General features: G+C 69.7%; 12 protein-coding genes and 1 tRNA gene. 11 read left to right on the top strand and 2 right to left on the bottom strand.

Going from position 1 to position 16,126, the window contains the following annotated elements:
* Nucleotides 1–49: 49 nt before the first annotated feature.
* Nucleotides 50–2,164, bottom strand: a complete 2,115-nt coding sequence (locus OHB49_RS15040; RefSeq protein WP_329166480.1) for a LamG domain-containing protein — start codon at nt 2,162–2,164, stop codon at nt 50–52.
* 530 nt (nt 2,165–2,694) lie between these two features.
* Nucleotides 2,695–2,766: transfer RNA gene (locus tag OHB49_RS15035), tRNA-Arg, on the bottom strand.
* A gap of 172 nt (nt 2,767–2,938) precedes the next feature.
* Between OHB49_RS15035 and OHB49_RS15030 the strand changes: the two genes are divergently transcribed.
* The 11 genes from OHB49_RS15030 (at nt 2,939) to prmC (ending at nt 16,076) form a co-directional block, all read left to right on the top strand.
* Nucleotides 2,939–3,421, top strand: a complete 483-nt coding sequence (locus OHB49_RS15030) for a response regulator (RefSeq protein WP_078852688.1) — start codon at nt 2,939–2,941, stop codon at nt 3,419–3,421.
* Nucleotides 3,422–3,476: 55 nt separating this feature from the next.
* Nucleotides 3,477–4,541: an ArgS-related anticodon-binding protein NrtL gene (nrtL, locus tag OHB49_RS15025; RefSeq protein ID WP_329160808.1), complete on the top strand. Its 1,065-nt coding sequence runs from the start codon at nt 3,477–3,479 to the stop codon at nt 4,539–4,541.
* 26 nt (nt 4,542–4,567) lie between these two features.
* Nucleotides 4,568–5,959, top strand: coding sequence for a diaminopimelate decarboxylase (gene lysA / locus OHB49_RS15020; protein WP_329160806.1), 1,392 nt, complete (start codon nt 4,568–4,570; stop codon nt 5,957–5,959).
* 99 nt (nt 5,960–6,058) lie between these two features.
* Nucleotides 6,059–7,357: a homoserine dehydrogenase gene (locus OHB49_RS15015; RefSeq protein WP_326608591.1), complete on the top strand. Its 1,299-nt coding sequence runs from the start codon at nt 6,059–6,061 to the stop codon at nt 7,355–7,357.
* A 6-nt stretch (nt 7,358–7,363) separates the two neighbouring features.
* Nucleotides 7,364–8,437, top strand: coding sequence for a threonine synthase (gene thrC, locus OHB49_RS15010; RefSeq protein WP_329160804.1), 1,074 nt, complete (start codon nt 7,364–7,366; stop codon nt 8,435–8,437).
* 255 nt (nt 8,438–8,692) lie between these two features.
* Nucleotides 8,693–9,610, top strand: coding sequence for a homoserine kinase (gene thrB, locus OHB49_RS15005; protein WP_329160802.1), 918 nt, complete (start codon nt 8,693–8,695; stop codon nt 9,608–9,610).
* Between the two features lie 384 nt (nt 9,611–9,994).
* Entirely contained in the window at nt 9,995–12,043 is a 2,049-nt protein-coding gene (gene rho / locus OHB49_RS15000) for a transcription termination factor Rho (RefSeq protein ID WP_329160800.1), read from the top strand.
* Nucleotides 12,044–12,410: 367 nt separating this feature from the next.
* Complete coding sequence (locus OHB49_RS14995; protein ID WP_329160798.1) at nt 12,411–13,514, top strand: LCP family protein; 1,104 nt, start codon at nt 12,411–12,413, stop codon at nt 13,512–13,514.
* Nucleotides 13,515–13,696: 182 nt separating this feature from the next.
* Nucleotides 13,697–13,921 carry a 50S ribosomal protein L31 gene (gene rpmE, locus OHB49_RS14990; RefSeq protein ID WP_030971552.1) on the top strand — a complete coding sequence of 75 codons (225 nt, stop codon included), beginning with the start codon at nt 13,697–13,699 and terminating at the stop codon, nt 13,919–13,921.
* A 190-nt stretch (nt 13,922–14,111) separates the two neighbouring features.
* The gene (prfA, locus tag OHB49_RS14985; RefSeq protein WP_313939216.1) at nt 14,112–15,188 is read left to right on the top strand and encodes a peptide chain release factor 1; all 1,077 of its coding nucleotides are present in this window, start codon (nt 14,112–14,114) and stop codon (nt 15,186–15,188) included.
* Nucleotides 15,189–15,230: 42 nt separating this feature from the next.
* Nucleotides 15,231–16,076, top strand: coding sequence for a peptide chain release factor N(5)-glutamine methyltransferase (gene prmC, locus OHB49_RS14980; RefSeq protein ID WP_030915948.1), 846 nt, complete (start codon nt 15,231–15,233; stop codon nt 16,074–16,076).
* The last annotated feature ends 50 nt before the right edge of the window (nt 16,077–16,126 follow it).

Raw genomic sequence — 16,126 nt, 5'->3', positions numbered from 1 at the left:
TCGGGGCTCCGACCTCTGGATTCAGAACGGACGGATCAGAACGGACGGATCAGCACAGGCAGGGATTCGTACCCCAGCCCAGGCTGGATACGTCCCTGTCCCGCAGCGCACCGGAGTAGGCCTGCACTTCGTCCACATCGCCTTGGAGGTACTCGACCCATCCGTCACCGGCTTTGGCCCGGCCGATCTGGAGGTCACCGGTGCTGTGCCAGCCGTTGGGGAGGCGCGCGGTCGCTTCAGCGTTGGTGTAGCCGTCGAGGTAGAGCTTGATCGTGTCGGTCCCGTCGTCGTAGATCACGGCGAGACGATGACCCTGGCCCTCGCCGCCGTCCGCGCCCGCGATCCGGGACACCACCTTCTCGGGAGATCCGACCTCGTCCTTCTCCGGCATCACGAGTTGCCAGGTGTGCGTGGACGGCTCGTAGCGCACCTTGAACGCGTCGGTGTGCTCGCCGGCCTGCGAGAGCACGGTCATCGGGTGGGCCGGCACGGAGTCCGCGAGGCGCACGACGATGCCGAGGGTGAAGCTGTCGCCGGTGTCCACGACCGGCCCGTCGGCAGCGGCGTACCCGGTCTCGCCGTCCAGGCGCAGATGCCCGTCGCCGACGAGCGGCGGCGGCACGTAGGTGCAGTCGGGGTCGATCTCCGGGATGCAGGAGTTGTCGGAGCCCCGGTAGATCGAGGCTCCCGTGCCGAGCCGCAGCGGCGCGCGGTCCGACTGCTCGGGACTCGCGCCGTCCGTCGCGTCGTCCATCGACCAGTGACCGAGCAGCTTCGGCTTGCGCAGTGCCAGTTCGGATACCTCGCCCGGTACCACGACCCGGTCGTGGACCCGTACGTCGCCGATGTCACCGTGCCACCGGTCGCGGTAGCCGGTAGTCCCACGGGCGCGTCCGATCTGGAACGCGCCGGCCGTCTCGGCGGGAGTCGCCTCTGCCGCGGTGCCGACCTCCTGGCCGTTGACGTACAACTGCGCGCGACCTGTCTCCGCGTCGTAAAGCCCCAGCAGGTGGGCCCACTCGCCGGTCTCGGGCGTACCACCGGACACCCGTGCGCCCCCGATCGCGAACGACCAGACAGGGCCGGGGTCCTGGCTGCGCAGCCCGAGGCCGAAGCCGGGTTGCCCGTCCGCGTCCTGGCTGGCGACGGTCATGTTCCGGCCGGTTTCGGCGGGCCGCGCCCAGGCGCTGACGGCGAAGGTCTTGCGGATGTCGGTGGCCGGGGCGTCCGTGGTGAGGAAGCCGTGGCCGCTGCCGTCGAGGCCGACTGTGGCGGTGGTTCCGGTGCCCGCAGGCGCCGGGCCGCCGAAGGTCACGCCAGTGCCGGCACGGGCGACGGTGCCCGTCTCGGCAGAGGCCGTGCGGGAGCCCGCCGGGTCGTCCAGCTTCCAGCGGGCGACAGGGGCACGCCCGTTCTGCACGTTGAAGTCGTACGACGAACTACCGCTGCTTCGGCCCGCCCGGTCGAGCGCGCGGACCGTCAACTGCTTGGGACCTGCAGTGAGCGGCAGGTACGGAACGGTCACAGCTGCGCCCGGCCGCTCGGCGGAGACGGTCCCGTACGGGCCGCCCAGGAAGCCGTACGTGTACGCCACCACGTCGTCCGAGGGCGAGTCCATGGTGAAGTGGCCGTAGACGCCCACCCCGTCCACCCAGAACACGTCCTCCGGATTCGGGTATTCGGGGGAGCTGATCGTCGCCTTCTCAGGATTCACGTCGTCGTACACGAAGGAACAGACCGAGCCGTCGCCCTCGTCGCTCCATGCGGAGGTCGCCTCGCCGTCGTTCGCGCGGACGTGCCAGGACACGACCGTGTTCGCCGGGATGTCGCCCGGCATCGTCCAGTAGAAGCGCGCCCCCGACGACAAGGTGATGGTGGTGTAGGTACGACGCTGCTCAACTCCTGCTGCGTCCGTCCACCAGGCTTCGAACTCGCCCTTGACCGGGCTGGATTCGGAGGGCTGGTTGTCCTCCTCCGGGTCGTACAGCATGGCACTGAGCCTGGGTGAACCCGGGACGTATGGCGTGTCGTCGCCGGTGGCGCAGGCTTTGCCCTCCGACTGGAGGTCCTGGATCAGCGGCTGCTTCGGCGGCAGGTTGTCCACCGCATACGCCGTACCGGCAGACGTGGCGAGCAGCGCCGCCGCGCAGCTCCCCACCACCATCCGTCTGTATCTGACCGTCTTTCCGAACCTGGTCAATGTCCCACCCCTGTAAGTGCTTGAGCTCGTGGATCACACGAGCCGCATGAAGCTAACAGAGATGTCTGACAACGCAGACGAGGATTTCTCCCCTTCGCTTAGGCACTGGTAGCGGGTAGCAGCTCCGGTAGAACGATGAGTCGGCCGGCCGCTGGATGACCACGAGGGTGGTCGGGGGCTCGATGACCTGTTCCAGCTCGGCACGGCCGAGGACGGTCGGCTCTTTGCCAACGAGCGTGGGGGAGTCCTCGGCTCCACCAGCTACTGGCGGGTGCGGCAGGAGGCCAGGCCGTTCGCACCACGATCGAGAAGTCCATGGGGTGGGGTGAGGGGACCGGCCAGTGAGCGCTCGGCGGTCATGAAAACCCACTCGCCACTCACTCGCGATCAGTGGCGGACAACGACAAAGAGCCGGACCCAGTGAGACTGGGTCCGGCTCTTGAAGTCTGGCACTTCGCCTGTTCAGCGGCTTGATCGCGCTGGTCCGGCGGAAGTGCCCCCGGCAGGATTCGAACCTGCGCACCCGGCTCCGGAGGCCGATGCTCTATCCCCTGAGCTACGGGGGCGTGTCGCTGTGTTGCTCTGCGACGGGTGAAACACTACCAGCTTCCGCGAGGTGTCTGTGAACAGGTATTTCCACGCGGTCACCGTCCGCGTCACGTCGGCCGCCAGGCCCCCGCCGTATCGTCCGCCGGGCTGTCCGTGCGCCACTCGGCCGCCACCCGTCCGGGGCCGGAAATGGGCAAAACCCGGACGCAGCCCCTACGCCCCGCCTACTCTCGGAGTGTGTCAGGGGCGTGTGGCCGCGTGCTTGTTGTTGACGACAACAAGGTCATCCGGCAGTTGATCAGGGTCAATCTCGAGCTTGAGGGCTTCGAGGTCGTGACCGCGGCCGATGGTGTCGAGTGCCTGGACCTGGTGCATCGGGTCTGCCCCGATGTGATCACCCTCGATGTCGTCATGCCCCGGCTCGACGGTCTGCAGACCGCCACTCGCCTGCGCTCCGATCCGCGGACCAGACATCTGCCCGTCGCCATCGTCAGCGCCTGTACGCAGTACGAGGTTGACAACGGTGTCGCCGCGGGCGTCGACGCGTTCCTGGCGAAGCCGTTCGAGCCGAGCGAGCTGGTACGCCTCGTAAGGCAGTTGGCGAACAGGGAGGACCCGCCGTCGCTCGACGGCAGACAAAGCGCCGGGAAGGCCGAGAGCGCAGCGGGCTGACCGCATGGCGAAACCGGGTCGCGGAGCGCCCCCCTCCCTCCCATACGCTTGTCCCGTGACCCCCGCCGAGCTCTCCAGGACCGTGCTGCGCGCCGTGCGTCGCGCGGTCGACGAGGAGGCCTTGCGCGCGCCCGTGCCCGCGCGCGTGCGAGTGGAGCGGACACGGCCCGGCGGTAGCGGGGACTACGCCTGCGCCGTCGCGCTCCAGCTGGCCGGGGCCGCCGCGCGGCCGGCCCGGGAGGTCGCCGAGATCCTGCGGGACCGGGTCGCCGGAGCACCCGGGATCGGGCGGGTCGAGGTCACCGGGCCCGGATTCCTGAACTTCACGCTCGACGCGTCGGCGGATGCCCGGGTGCGCGACGCACTCGTACACGATGTGCTGGCGCGAGGGGCCCGGTACGGGCACGGGGACGCGCTCGCCGGGGACATCCTGCAGTTGAGCCATGCCCGCGAGGTCCGGGCCGCGGTCACCGCCCACGCGCTGCGCACCATCGCCCGCACCCAGGACGCGCTGGTGCGCACCGGCTGCGACGTGTCGCCAGACCCCGACTGGGCACGGCTCGGGGTCGACATCGACGCTCCGGGGGAGCCGGCTGCGTCGCCCACCGTCGTCCGGCCTCTTCCCGCCGGTGCCGCAGCGAGCGAACTGCTGGAGCGGCTCGGGCCCGATGCCGTCCGGTGGGGGCTGCTGCGGCCGGCCGGACACGACCGGGCCCCGCTCGGCGACGAGCTGCTCGTACAGAGCGCCGGAAACCCGCTGTTCCTCGTCCGCTACGCCCACTCCCGGGCCCGCGCGCTCACCCGCGGCGCCGCGCTCCTCGGATTCGACAGCTCGTACGACGAGGATGTCGACGCACCCGCACTGCTGCGCGCGCTGGCCGACTACCCCGAGGCCCTCGCCGCCGCCGCCCGCCACCGCGCGCCCGACCGGCTCGCCCGGCATCTCGAAGACGTCGCGCACGCCTTCTTCGACTTCCAGGACTCCGCGTCCCCGCTGCCCGTCGGCGACGAGAAACCCTCGGCCGCCCACCGCTCCCGGCTGGCCGTCGCCGAAGCCGCCGGGACGGTGCTGGCCGGCGGCCTGTCCCTGCTCGGTATCAGCGCACCCGAACACCTCTGAGAGATCCGAGAGAACAGAGCAACACCATGAGCCGATCCGCACACCCCGCCGGTCCCCGTCACGCCGACGTCCTGACCGAGGGGCATTACGCAGCCCCGCCCGCCGACCTGAACGTCCTCGACGAGAAGGTCTGGGCCCGCACCGTCTCCCGCAACGACGACGGCGCCGTGACCGTCGGCGGGATCGAAGTGACCCGGCTGGCCGAGGAATTCGGCACGCCCGCCTACTTCCTCGACGAGAGCGACTTCCGCGCCCGCTGCCGTGCCTGGGCCGACGCGTTCGGACCGGGCGCCGATGTCTTCTACGCCGGCAAGGCGTTCCTGTCGCGGGCCGTCGTGCGGTGGCTCAAGGAGGAGGGGCTCAACCTCGACGTCTGCTCCGGCGGCGAGCTGACCACGGCGCTCGACGCCGGAATGCCCGCCGAGCGCATCGCCTTCCACGGCAACAACAAGACCGTCGCCGAGATCGAGCGGGCCGTCCAGGTCGGCGTCGGGCGGATCGTGCTCGACTCGTTCCAGGAGATCGTCCGCGTGTCGCACATCGCGCAGCGGCTCGGCAAGCGCCAGCGTGTCCAGATCCGGGTGACGGTCGGCGTCGAGGCGCACACCCACGAATTCATCGCCACCGCCCACGAGGACCAGAAGTTCGGCATCGCGCTGGCCGGGGGACAGGCCGCCGAGGCAGTGCGCCGGGCGCTCACGCTCGACGGGATCGAGCTCATCGGCATCCACTCGCACATCGGCTCGCAGATCTTCGACATGGCCGGCTTCGAGGTCTCCGCCCGCCGCGTGGTCCAGCTCCTCGCCGAGGTGCGCGACGAGCACGGTGTCGAGCTGCCGGAGATCGACCTCGGCGGTGGTCTGGGCATCGCGTACACCTCCGACGACGATCCGCGCGAGCCGCACGAGATCGCCAAGGCGCTCGGCGACATCGTGACCCGCGAGTGCGAGGCGGCCGGCCTCGCCACCCCGCGGATCTCGGTCGAGCCCGGGCGCGCCATCGTCGGACCCACCGCGTTCACGCTGTACGAGGTCGGCACCATCAAGCACCTCGAAGGACTGCGTACGTACGTCAGTGTCGACGGCGGCATGTCGGACAACATCCGCACCGCGCTGTACGACGCCGAGTACAGCGTCGCGCTCGTCTCGCGCCGCTCCGACGCCGAACCGATGCTCGTACGTGTCGTCGGCAAGCACTGCGAGAGCGGTGACATCGTGGTCAAGGACGCGTTCCTGCCGTCCGACCTCGCGCCCGGCGATCTGATCGCCGTGCCCGCCACCGGCGCCTACTGCCGCTCGATGGCGAGCAATTACAACCACGCGCTGCGCCCGCCCGTCGTCGCCGTGCGCGACGGAGAGGCGCGGGTGATCGTCCGGCGCGAGACGGAGGAAGATCTCCTGCGTCTTGATGTCGGCTGATGAAATAGATGTCTCAGGATCCGGACGGGTGACAGAAACTCCCGTCCGGTGAGTGAGACTGGTCCACACGTGAGCATGTATGAGAAACGAGGTCGGATGATGCGTACGCGTCCGCTGAAGGTGGCGCTGCTGGGCTGTGGAGTGGTCGGCTCAGAGGTGGCTCGCATCATGACGACGCACGCCGACGACCTCGCCGCGCGCATCGGCGCGCCCATCGAGCTCGCCGGTGTCGCCGTCCGCCGTCCCTCGAAGGCGCGGGAGGGGATCGACCCCGCGCTGATCACCACCGATGCGACCGCCCTGGTCAAACGGGGCGACATCGACGTCGTCATCGAGGTCATCGGCGGCATCGAGCCGGCCCGCGCACTCATCACCACCGCCTTCGAGCACGGCGCGAGTGTCGTCTCCGCCAACAAGGCGCTGCTCGCCGAGGACGGCGCCGCTCTGCACGCCGCCGCCGAGCAGTACGGCCGGGACCTCTATTACGAAGCGGCCGTGGCCGGTGCCATTCCGCTCGTGCGGCCGCTGCGCGAGTCCCTCGTCGGTGACAAGGTCAACCGGGTGCTGGGCATCGTCAACGGCACGACCAACTTCATCCTCGACAAGATGGACACCAGCGGCGCCGGCTACTCCGAGGCGCTCGACGAGGCCACCGCCCTCGGGTACGCCGAGGCCGACCCGACCGCCGACGTCGAGGGCTTCGACGCCGCCGCCAAGGCCGCGATCCTCGCCGGCATCGCCTTCCACACCCGGGTGAGGATCGGCGAGGTTCACCGCGAGGGCATCACCGAGGTCACCGCTGCCGACATCGCGTCGGCCCGCCGCATGGGCTGCACCGTCAAACTCCTCGCCATCTGCGAGCGCGCCGCCGACGGCCGGTCCGTCACCGCGCGCGTGCACCCGGCGATGATCCCGCTCAGCCACCCGCTGGCCTCCGTCCGTGAGGCGTACAACGCGGTCTTCGTCGAGGCGGAGGCCGCCGGGCAGCTGATGTTCTACGGCCCCGGCGCGGGCGGTTCCCCGACCGCCTCCGCGGTCCTCGGCGACCTGGTCGCGGTCTGCCGCAACAAGCTCAACGAGGCCACCGGCCCCGGTGAGTCCGCGTACACGCGCCTGCCGGTCAGCCCCATGGGTGAGGTCGTCACGCGGTACCACATCAGTCTCGACGTGGCCGACAAGCCTGGCGTACTCGCCCAGGTCGCGACGGTCTTCGCCGAACAGGGCGTATCCATCGATACGGTCCGCCAGCAAGGTCGCCAGGACGGAGGCGGCGAGGCATCTCTCGTCGTCGTCACCCACCGCGCGCCCGACGCCGCCCTTTCGGCGACCGTCGAGGCGCTGCGCAAGCTCGACACCGTGCGCGGTGTCGCCAGCATCATGCGTGTTGAAGGGGAGTAAGGACCCATGACCAGCAAGGGCACCCACCAGTGGCGCGGCATCATCGAGGAGTACCGGGACCGTCTTCCGGTCACGAGCACGACGCCGGTCGTCACGCTTCGTGAGGGTGGCACGCCGCTCGTTCCCGCTCAGGTCCTCTCCGAGCGCACGGGCTGCGAGGTGCACCTCAAGGTGGAGGGCGCCAACCCCACCGGGTCCTTCAAGGACCGCGGTATGACGATGGCGATCACCCGGGCCAAGGAGGAGGGCGCCAAGGCCGTCATCTGCGCGTCCACCGGCAACACGTCCGCCTCCGCCGCCGCGTACGCGGTGCGGGCGGGCATGGTCTGCGCCGTCCTCGTACCGCAGGGCAAGATCGCGCTCGGCAAGATGGGCCAGGCGCTCGTCCACGGCGCCAAGATCCTCCAGGTCGACGGCAACTTCGACGACTGCCTGACGCTGGCGCGCTCGCTCTCGGACAACTACCCGGTGGCGCTGGTCAATTCGGTCAATCCGGTCCGTATCGAGGGTCAGAAGACCGCGGCGTTCGAGATCGTCGACGCGCTCGGCGACGCCCCTGACATCCATGTCCTCCCGGTCGGCAACGCGGGCAACATCACCGCGTACTGGAAGGGCTACACGGAGTACGCCGCGGATGCCATGTCGACGCACAAGCCCCGTATGTGGGGTTTCCAGGCCTCGGGCTCCGCGCCCATCGTCCGTGGCGAGATCGTCAAGGACCCGTCGACCATCGCCACCGCGATCCGGATCGGCAACCCGGCCTCCTGGCAGTACGCGCTGGACGCACGTGACGCGTCCGGCGGCTTCATCGACGAGGTGACGGACCGTCAAATTCTGTCCGCCTACCGTCTGTTGGCCTCTCGGGAGGGCGTCTTCGTCGAGCCCGCCTCGGCCGCATCGGTCGCCGGTCTGCTCAAGGCCGCCGAAGAGGGCAAGGTCGACCCCGGCCAGAAGATCGTCTGCACGGTCACCGGCAACGGTCTGAAGGATCCCGACTGGGCCGTCGCGGGCGCCCCGCAGCCCGTCACCGTACCGGTCGACGCCGCCACCGCCGCGGAGAAGCTGGGCCTCGTGCAGTAAGGACATCAGCAGCTCAACCGCCCCTTTTCGGGGCGGAGAGCGCATAGGAGGCGTGCGACACGCATCGTGCGCCTCCTGTGCGCCCTATGTCGCGACAGAACCTTCCTTCGATAAGCTGTAGTCAACCCGCCCCGCCGCAATTGCCGCGGTGCCGCCTTCGTGGCCGTCGGGTTCTCCACAGGCTTACGAAATATCCACCGCCACAATCCCCGCCGCAACAATCCCCACTGCCTCACAAGGAGAGTCGTCGAAGCGATGGCCGGTCCCGCCTTCCGAGCCGCCGCCGTCCGGGTGCGCGTCCCCGCTACCAGCGCCAACCTGGGCCCGGGTTTTGACGCCCTCGGCCTGTCGCTGGGGCTGTACGACGACGTCGTCGTCCGCGTCGCGGACTCCGGTCTGCACATCGACATCGCCGGCGAGGGTGCCGACACCCTGCCCCGCGACGAGAGTCACCTCCTCGTGCGCTCCCTGCGTACGGCCTTCGGCCTGCTCGGTGGACAGCCCCGCGGCCTGGAGATCGTCTGCGCCAACCGCATCCCGCACGGACGTGGCCTCGGCTCCTCCTCCGCGGCCATCTGCGCCGGTATCGTCGCGGCCCGCGCTGTGACGACCGGTGGCGATGCCCGGCTCGACGACGCGGCGCTGCTGGAGCTCGCCACCGAGATCGAGGGCCACCCCGACAACGTCGCGGCGTGCCTGCTCGGCGGCTTCACGCTGGCCTGGATGGACGGCGGGTCCGCTCGCGCGATCAGGATGGATCCCTCGGATTCCATCGTTCCGGTGGTTTTCGTCCCCGGCAAGCCGGTGCTCACCGAGACCGCCCGCGGACTGCTGCCGCGCACCGTCCCGCACGTCGACGCCGCGTTCAACGTCGGCCGTGCGGCTCTCCTCGTCGAAGCCGTGACCCGCCGCCCCGAGCTGCTGCTCGCCGCGACCGAGGACCGGCTGCACCAGGAATACCGCGCCCCCGCAATGGCCGAGAGCGTGGAACTTGTGAACCGACTGCGCGCCGACGGCGTCCCTGCAGTCATCTCCGGTGCCGGGCCGACCGTGCTCGCGCTGGCCGAGGACGGTGCGGCCGACAAGGTCGCACGGCTGGCGGGCGAGGGATGGGCGGCCAACCGGCTCACTCTCGACGCCTCGGGTGCGAGTGTGCTGCCGCTCGCCCCGTAGCGAGAAGTGATTGCCGGTGAGTGAGAGGGGGAATGTTTGTTGGAGCCGGTAGTGTTAACCTCAAGTCTGCAATCGACGTCTATGTGGCGCGTTGCTTCGTGTCCCTTTCCGGGGCCACCATTTCTTCCGAGAGCCTCCCCAACTGCCTGAGCAGCCTGCCTGAGCAGTTTCGAGCACGCTCCGGAACCGGCACGACACCCTTCGCTTGTCCAGGAGTGGGCCGAGCAGGGGGATGCTCGCGTCGGACCCTTGCACATTCATCTCTCCGCCGTACCCGGCGGACCACCGCCCCGGCACGGTCCGCAAGATCCAAAGACCGCAGTCGGACAGCACAACCGGTCGCCGAGCCAGAAGGCCGACGTCCGCTCCAGGGAAGGACCCTTCGTGAGCGACACCACCGATCTGATGGGCGTGACTGCCGACAAGACCGTCGACAGCTCCGCGCCCGCCGAAGGTGCTGCCACTGGCACCACCGCACGGCGCCGCCGCTCCGGCACCGGCCTCGATGGCATGGTCCTGGCCGAGCTGCAGCAGGTCGCGTCCGGCCTCGGCATCAAGGGCACTGCGCGGATGCGCAAGAGCCAGCTGATCGAGGTCATCAAGGAGGCGCAGGGCGGAAGCGCTGCGCCCAAGGCTGCCGCAGCGCCCGCCGCCGCGGACGCCGAGACCAAGCCGAAGCGCCGCGCCACCTCCAAGGCGCGCACGGGGGACGAGTCCGCCGCCGCGCCCGCCGAGAAGGCGACGGCCCAGCAGCAGATCGACATCCCCGGTCAGCCGGCCAGCGACGACCAGCCCACGGGTGAGCGTCGTCGGCGCCGTGCGACCGCGCAGGCGGGCAGCCCGGACGTCAAGGCGGAGCCCAAGGCCGAGGCCAAGGTGGAGACGCAGGCCGAGCCCAAGGGTGACGACCGCGCCGACGCGAAGGCCGAAGCCGCCGTGGACACCGCCGAAGGCCGCCGTGGCGACCGCGGTCAGCGTGGCGACCGCGGCGACCGCGGCGACCGCGGCGACCGCCGTGACCGTCAGCGCGACCGCCGCGGCAAGGGCGAGGAGCAGGGCGGTGGCCAGGGCCAGCAGGGCGGCCAGCGCCAGCAGCGCCAGGGTCAGGGCCAGGGCCAGGGCCAGGGCCAGAGCCAGGGCCAGGGCCAGCAGGGTGGCGGCGGACCGCAGGACGACGGTTACGACGACGAGGCAGGTGGCCGTCGCGGTCGCCGTGGCCGCTACCGCGACCGCCGTGGCCGTCGTGGCCGTGACGACTTCGCGAGCGACGCGCCGCCGGTCTCCGACGACGACGTCCTGATCCCGGTCGCGGGCATCCTGGACATCCTCGACAACTACGCGTTCATCCGGACCTCCGGCTACCTGCCGGGCCCGAACGACGTGTACGTCTCGCTCGCCCAGGTCCGCAAGAACGGCCTGCGCAAGGGTGACCACGTCACCGGTGCGGTGCGCCAGCCCAAGGACGGCGAGCGCCGCGAGAAGTTCAACGCGCTGGTCCGCCTCGACTCGGTCAACGGCATGGCTCCGGAAAGCGGCCGCGGCCGCCCGGAGTTCCAGAAGCTGACCCCGCTGTACCCGCAGGACCGGCTCCGTCTGGAGACCGACTCCAACGTCCTGACGACGCGGATCATCGACCTGGTCGCACCGATCGGCAAGGGCCAGCGTGGTCTGATCGTGGCCCCGCCGAAGACCGGCAAGACCATGATCCTGCAGGCGATCGCCAACGCGATCACCGTCAACAGTCCCGAGTGCCACCTGATGGTCGTCCTGGTCGACGAGCGTCCGGAAGAGGTCACCGACATGCAGCGGTCGGTGAAGGGCGAGGTCATCTCCTCGACCTTCGACCGTCCCGCCGAGGACCACACCACCGTCGCCGAGCTGGCCATCGAGCGCGCCAAGCGTCTCGTCGAGCTGGGTCACGACGTGGTCGTCCTGCTGGACTCGATCACCCGCCTCGGCCGCGCGTACAACCTCGCGGCCCCGGCATCCGGTCGCATCCTGTCCGGTGGTGTCGACTCGACCGCGCTGTACCCGCCGAAGCGCTTCTTCGGTGCCGCGCGCAACATCGAGGACGGCGGCTCGCTGACCATCCTGGCCACCGCGCTCGTCGAGACCGGCTCGCGCATGGACGAGGTGATCTTCGAGGAGTTCAAGGGCACCGGCAACATGGAGCTCAAGCTCGACCGGAAGCTCTCGGACAAGCGCATCTTCCCGGCGGTGGACGTCGACGCGTCCAGCACCCGTAAGGAAGAAATCCTGCTCGGCAGCGACGAGTTGGCGATTGTCTGGAAGCTGCGCCGGGTGCTGCACGCGCTCGACCAGCAGCAGGCGATCGAGCTCCTCCTGGACCGGATGAAGAAGACCCAGTCCAACGCGGAGTTCCTGCTCCAGATCCAGAAGACGACGCCCGCTCCGGGCAACGGCAACGACTGACGTCGTACCGCTCAGGCAGTTGTCACAGGGCCGCCCCCGTCACCTCGGTGACGGGGGCGGCCCTGTTCCGGTGCATCGATTTCCGGCCTTTCGGCAGATCCGCCCGATCCGAGACCTTCGCCACACGGCGACGGTTCCGCCACCGGCCCCGGCGATGCCTGTAGCAGGCAGGAAACCGCAGGTGAGCGCGGGATCACCGGCCGTTCCCCGCCGTCGTGCGCGGCTTGGGTCCTCACCCGGTCCCGACCGGGCGCTGTGCAACCCTTTTTCGAGCCACCACGTCGTACTCATAGCGACAAAGCGACAGAACCAGTGCCCGAACACCACTGCAGGGGGTAGCCGGGGCAGGTGAGGATCGAGGAGACGGATGACCGGGCAGAACGGGAGCAACGGCCGAATACGCGGCACCGGCAAGCGCCGGAAGGAGCCTTCCCGCCGCCGCAGGGCGACGGCCGTAGCCGCCTGGACCGTGGCCGGCGTGGTCGTGGTGGGCGGTGCGGGTCTGGGTTACGCGTACTTCAAGCTCAACGGAAATCTCAAGGCCGTCGACATCAACGCCGCGCTCGGCAAGAACCGCCCGGCCGATGTCGACAACGGCTCGCAGGACATCCTCGTCCTGGGCTCCGACTCCCGCTCCGGCGCGAACTCCGAGTACGGCAGGGACGAAGGCACCGCCCGCTCGGACACCGCGATGGTCGTGCACCTCAATCAGGGCCACAGGACCGCGAGCGTCGTCTCCATTCCGCGCGACACCCTCGTCACCCGCCCCGACTGCACGAGCGACACCAGCGGCGAGACCGTACCGGGCGAGCAGCGCGCGATGTTCAACACGGCGTACGAGGTCGGCGGGCCGGCCTGCGCGGTCAAGACCGTCGAGTCGATGTCCGGCATCCGCATGGACCACTACCTCGAGGTCGACTTCACCGGCTTCAAGAAGCTCATCGACCAGCTGGGCGGCGTCAAGATCACCACCACGCAGGCGATCGACGACTCCAAGAGCCATCTGAATCTGACGCCCGGCACCCACACCCTCGACGGAGAGCAGTCGCTCGGCCTGGTCCGCACCCGCAAGAGCGTCGGCGACGGCAGCGACCTCGGCCGTATCCAGCTCCAGCAGGCCTTCATCAAGGCGCTGATGGAACAGGCGAAGACCGTGGGGGTGTTCTCCGACCCGAAGACGCTGTTCGGTCTCGCGGACACGGCGACCAAGGCCATCACCACCGACTCCGACCTGGGTTCGGTCAAGGAGCTCACGGGCTTCGCCAACGGCCTCAAGGGGCTCGGCTCGAAAAACGTCCACATGGTCACGCTGCCCGTGCAGTACGACCCGGCCGACCCGAACCGCGTCGTACCGCTGGAGAAGTCCGCACAGCAGGTGTGGACCGCCCTCAAGCAGGACAAGCCGATCCCCGCCTCCGCCATCGAGAAGTCGGCCGGCGACAAGGGCGGTGCGGGCCAGGTCGTCCGGTAGGACCACCACAGTCCGGTGTCCCGGCGTGCGCGGAGCGTTCCGCAGCGCTCGGGAATAGTTGCGGCACGCCCCCGGTTTTGGGAGATACGGCCGGTCCTGGCAGACTGGTACGTCGGCCCCGGTTCACGGATGCGCAAATCCGCGCGTACGACCCGGCGCCCTCCCGAACCTAGGAGACACCCTTGAAGCGCGACATCCACCCCGAGTACGTCGAGACGCAGGTCAGCTGCACCTGTGGCGCGTCGTTCACCACGCGGTCCACCATCGGCGGCGGCGCCATCCGTGCCGACGTCTGCTCCGAGTGCCACCCGTTCTACACGGGCAAGCAGAAGATCCTCGACACCGGTGGCCGTGTGGCCCGCTTCGAGGCCCGCTTCGGCAAGGCTGCAGGCTCCGCCAGCAAGTAGCGAGCCATTGCGCCGGTTCTCGGCGCCCTCTTCCCGGGGGCGTCGAGACCGGCGTTTTTTTCCGGCCGGGGGGTTCAGGCCCGTCCCCGCACCCCCCGTCCGGACAGCACACCGCCGTCCAGCAGGCATGTCGAAGTCACTTCCCCGAGCTCTTGATGAGCAGGGGATACCCCACACCCAGGAGCCCCCGATGTTCGAGGCGGTCGAGGAACTGATCGGCGAACAGGCCGATCTTGAGAAGAAGCTCGCGGATCCCGCGGTCCACGCCGACCAGGCCAACGCGCGCAAGCTCAACAAGCGCTACGCCGAGCTGACCCCGATCGTCGGTACGTACCTCTCCTGGAAGCAGACCGCGGACGACATCGAGACCGCCCGCGAGCTCGCGGCGGAAGACCCCGACTTCGCCGCCGAGGTGAAGGACCTGGAGAAGCAGCGCGAGGAGCTCACCGAGAAGCTCCGCCTCCTCCTGGTCCCGCGCGACCCCAGTGACGACAAGGACGTGCTCCTGGAGATCAAGGCGGGCGCGGGCGGCGACGAGTCCGCCCTGTTCGCCGGCGATCTGCTGCGCATGTATCTGCGGTACGCCGAGCGTGTCGGCTGGAAGACCGAGATCATCGACTCCACCGAGTCCGAGCTCGGTGGGTACAAGGACGTCCAGGTCGCCGTGAAGACCAAGGGCGGCAACGGCGCCACCGAGCCCGGCCAGGGTGTGTGGGCCCGGATGAAGTACGAGGGCGGCGTGCACCGCGTGCAGCGGGTGCCGTCCACCGAGTCCCAGGGCCGTATCCACACATCGGCAGCCGGTGTGCTCGTCACGCCCGAGGCGGAGGAGGTCGACGTCGAGATCCACGCCAACGATCTCCGTATCGACGTCTACCGCTCCTCGGGCCCCGGCGGCCAGTCCGTCAACACGACGGACTCCGCCGTCCGCATCACGCACCTGCCGACCGGTGTCGTCGCCTCCTGCCAGAACGAGAAGAGCCAGCTTCAGAACAAGGAGCAGGCGATGCGTATCCTGCGGTCGCGACTGCTTGCCGCGGCTCAGGAGGCGGCCGAGCAGGAAGCCTCGGACGTCCGGCGCAGCCAGGTGCGTACCGTCGACCGTTCCGAGAAGATCCGTACCTACAACTTCCCGGAAAACCGGATCTCGGACCACCGCGTCGGATTCAAGGCGTACAACTTGGACCAGGTGCTCGACGGTGAACTGGACGCAGTCATCCAGGCCTGCGTCGACGCCGACTCCGCCGCCAAGCTCGCCGCCGCATAAGCAACGCCCCGCCCCGCCCGTGAAACCGTACGGAGAACCGCGATGAACCTGCTGCTCGCCGAGGTGGCCCAGGCCACCCAGCGGCTGGCCGACGCCGGTGTACCCTCACCGCGATTCGACGCGGAGGAACTTGCCGCGTTCGTGCACGGCGTCAAGCGGGGCGAGCTGCACAACGTGCCGGACGCGGACTTCGACGCCCGGTACTGGGAGGCCGTCGCCCGCCGCGAGGCCCGCGAGCCGCTCCAGCACATCACCGGTCGCGCCTTCTTCCGCTACCTGGAGCTCCAGGTCGGCCCCGGCGTCTTCGTCCCCCGCCCGGAGACCGAATCGGTCGTCGGCTGGGCGATAGACGCCGTCCGCGCGATGGACGTCGTCGAGCCGATGATCGTCGACCTCTGCACGGGATCGGGCGCCATCGCCCTCGCCATGGCCCAGGAGGTGCCGCGCTCGCGCGTGCACGCCGTGGAGCTGTCCGAGGAGGCCCTCACCTGGACGCGGAAGAACGCCGAGGGGTCAAGGGTCACCGTGCACCGCGGGGACGCCCTGACGGCCCTTCCCGAGCTCGACGGCCAGGTCGACCTGGTCATCTCCAACCCGCCGTACATCCCGCTCACCGAGTGGGAGTACGTGGCACCCGAGGCCCGTGACCACGATCCGGAGATGGCGCTCTTCTCCGGCGAGGACGGCCTCGACACCATCCGCGGTATCGAACGCACCGCACACCGTCTGCTGCGGCCCGGCGGTCTCGTCGTCATCGAGCACGCCGACACCCAGGGCGGTCAAGTGCCGTGGATCTTCACCGAGGAGCGGGGCTGGGCCGACGCGGCCGACCACCCCGACCTGAACGGGCGCCCCCGGTTCGCCACGGCCCGCAAGGCCATGCCGTGACCGGCGCCCCGCACGCGCACCCGCACGACCCGTACCCGTACACGCTTGAG

The sequence above is a fragment of the Streptomyces sp. NBC_01717 genome (genome assembly GCF_036248255.1).
Taxonomy (GTDB): Bacteria; Actinomycetota; Actinomycetes; order Streptomycetales; family Streptomycetaceae; genus Streptomyces.
Note: the sequence above shows the minus strand (reverse complement) of the source record. Positions and strands in the feature narration are given on the sequence as shown.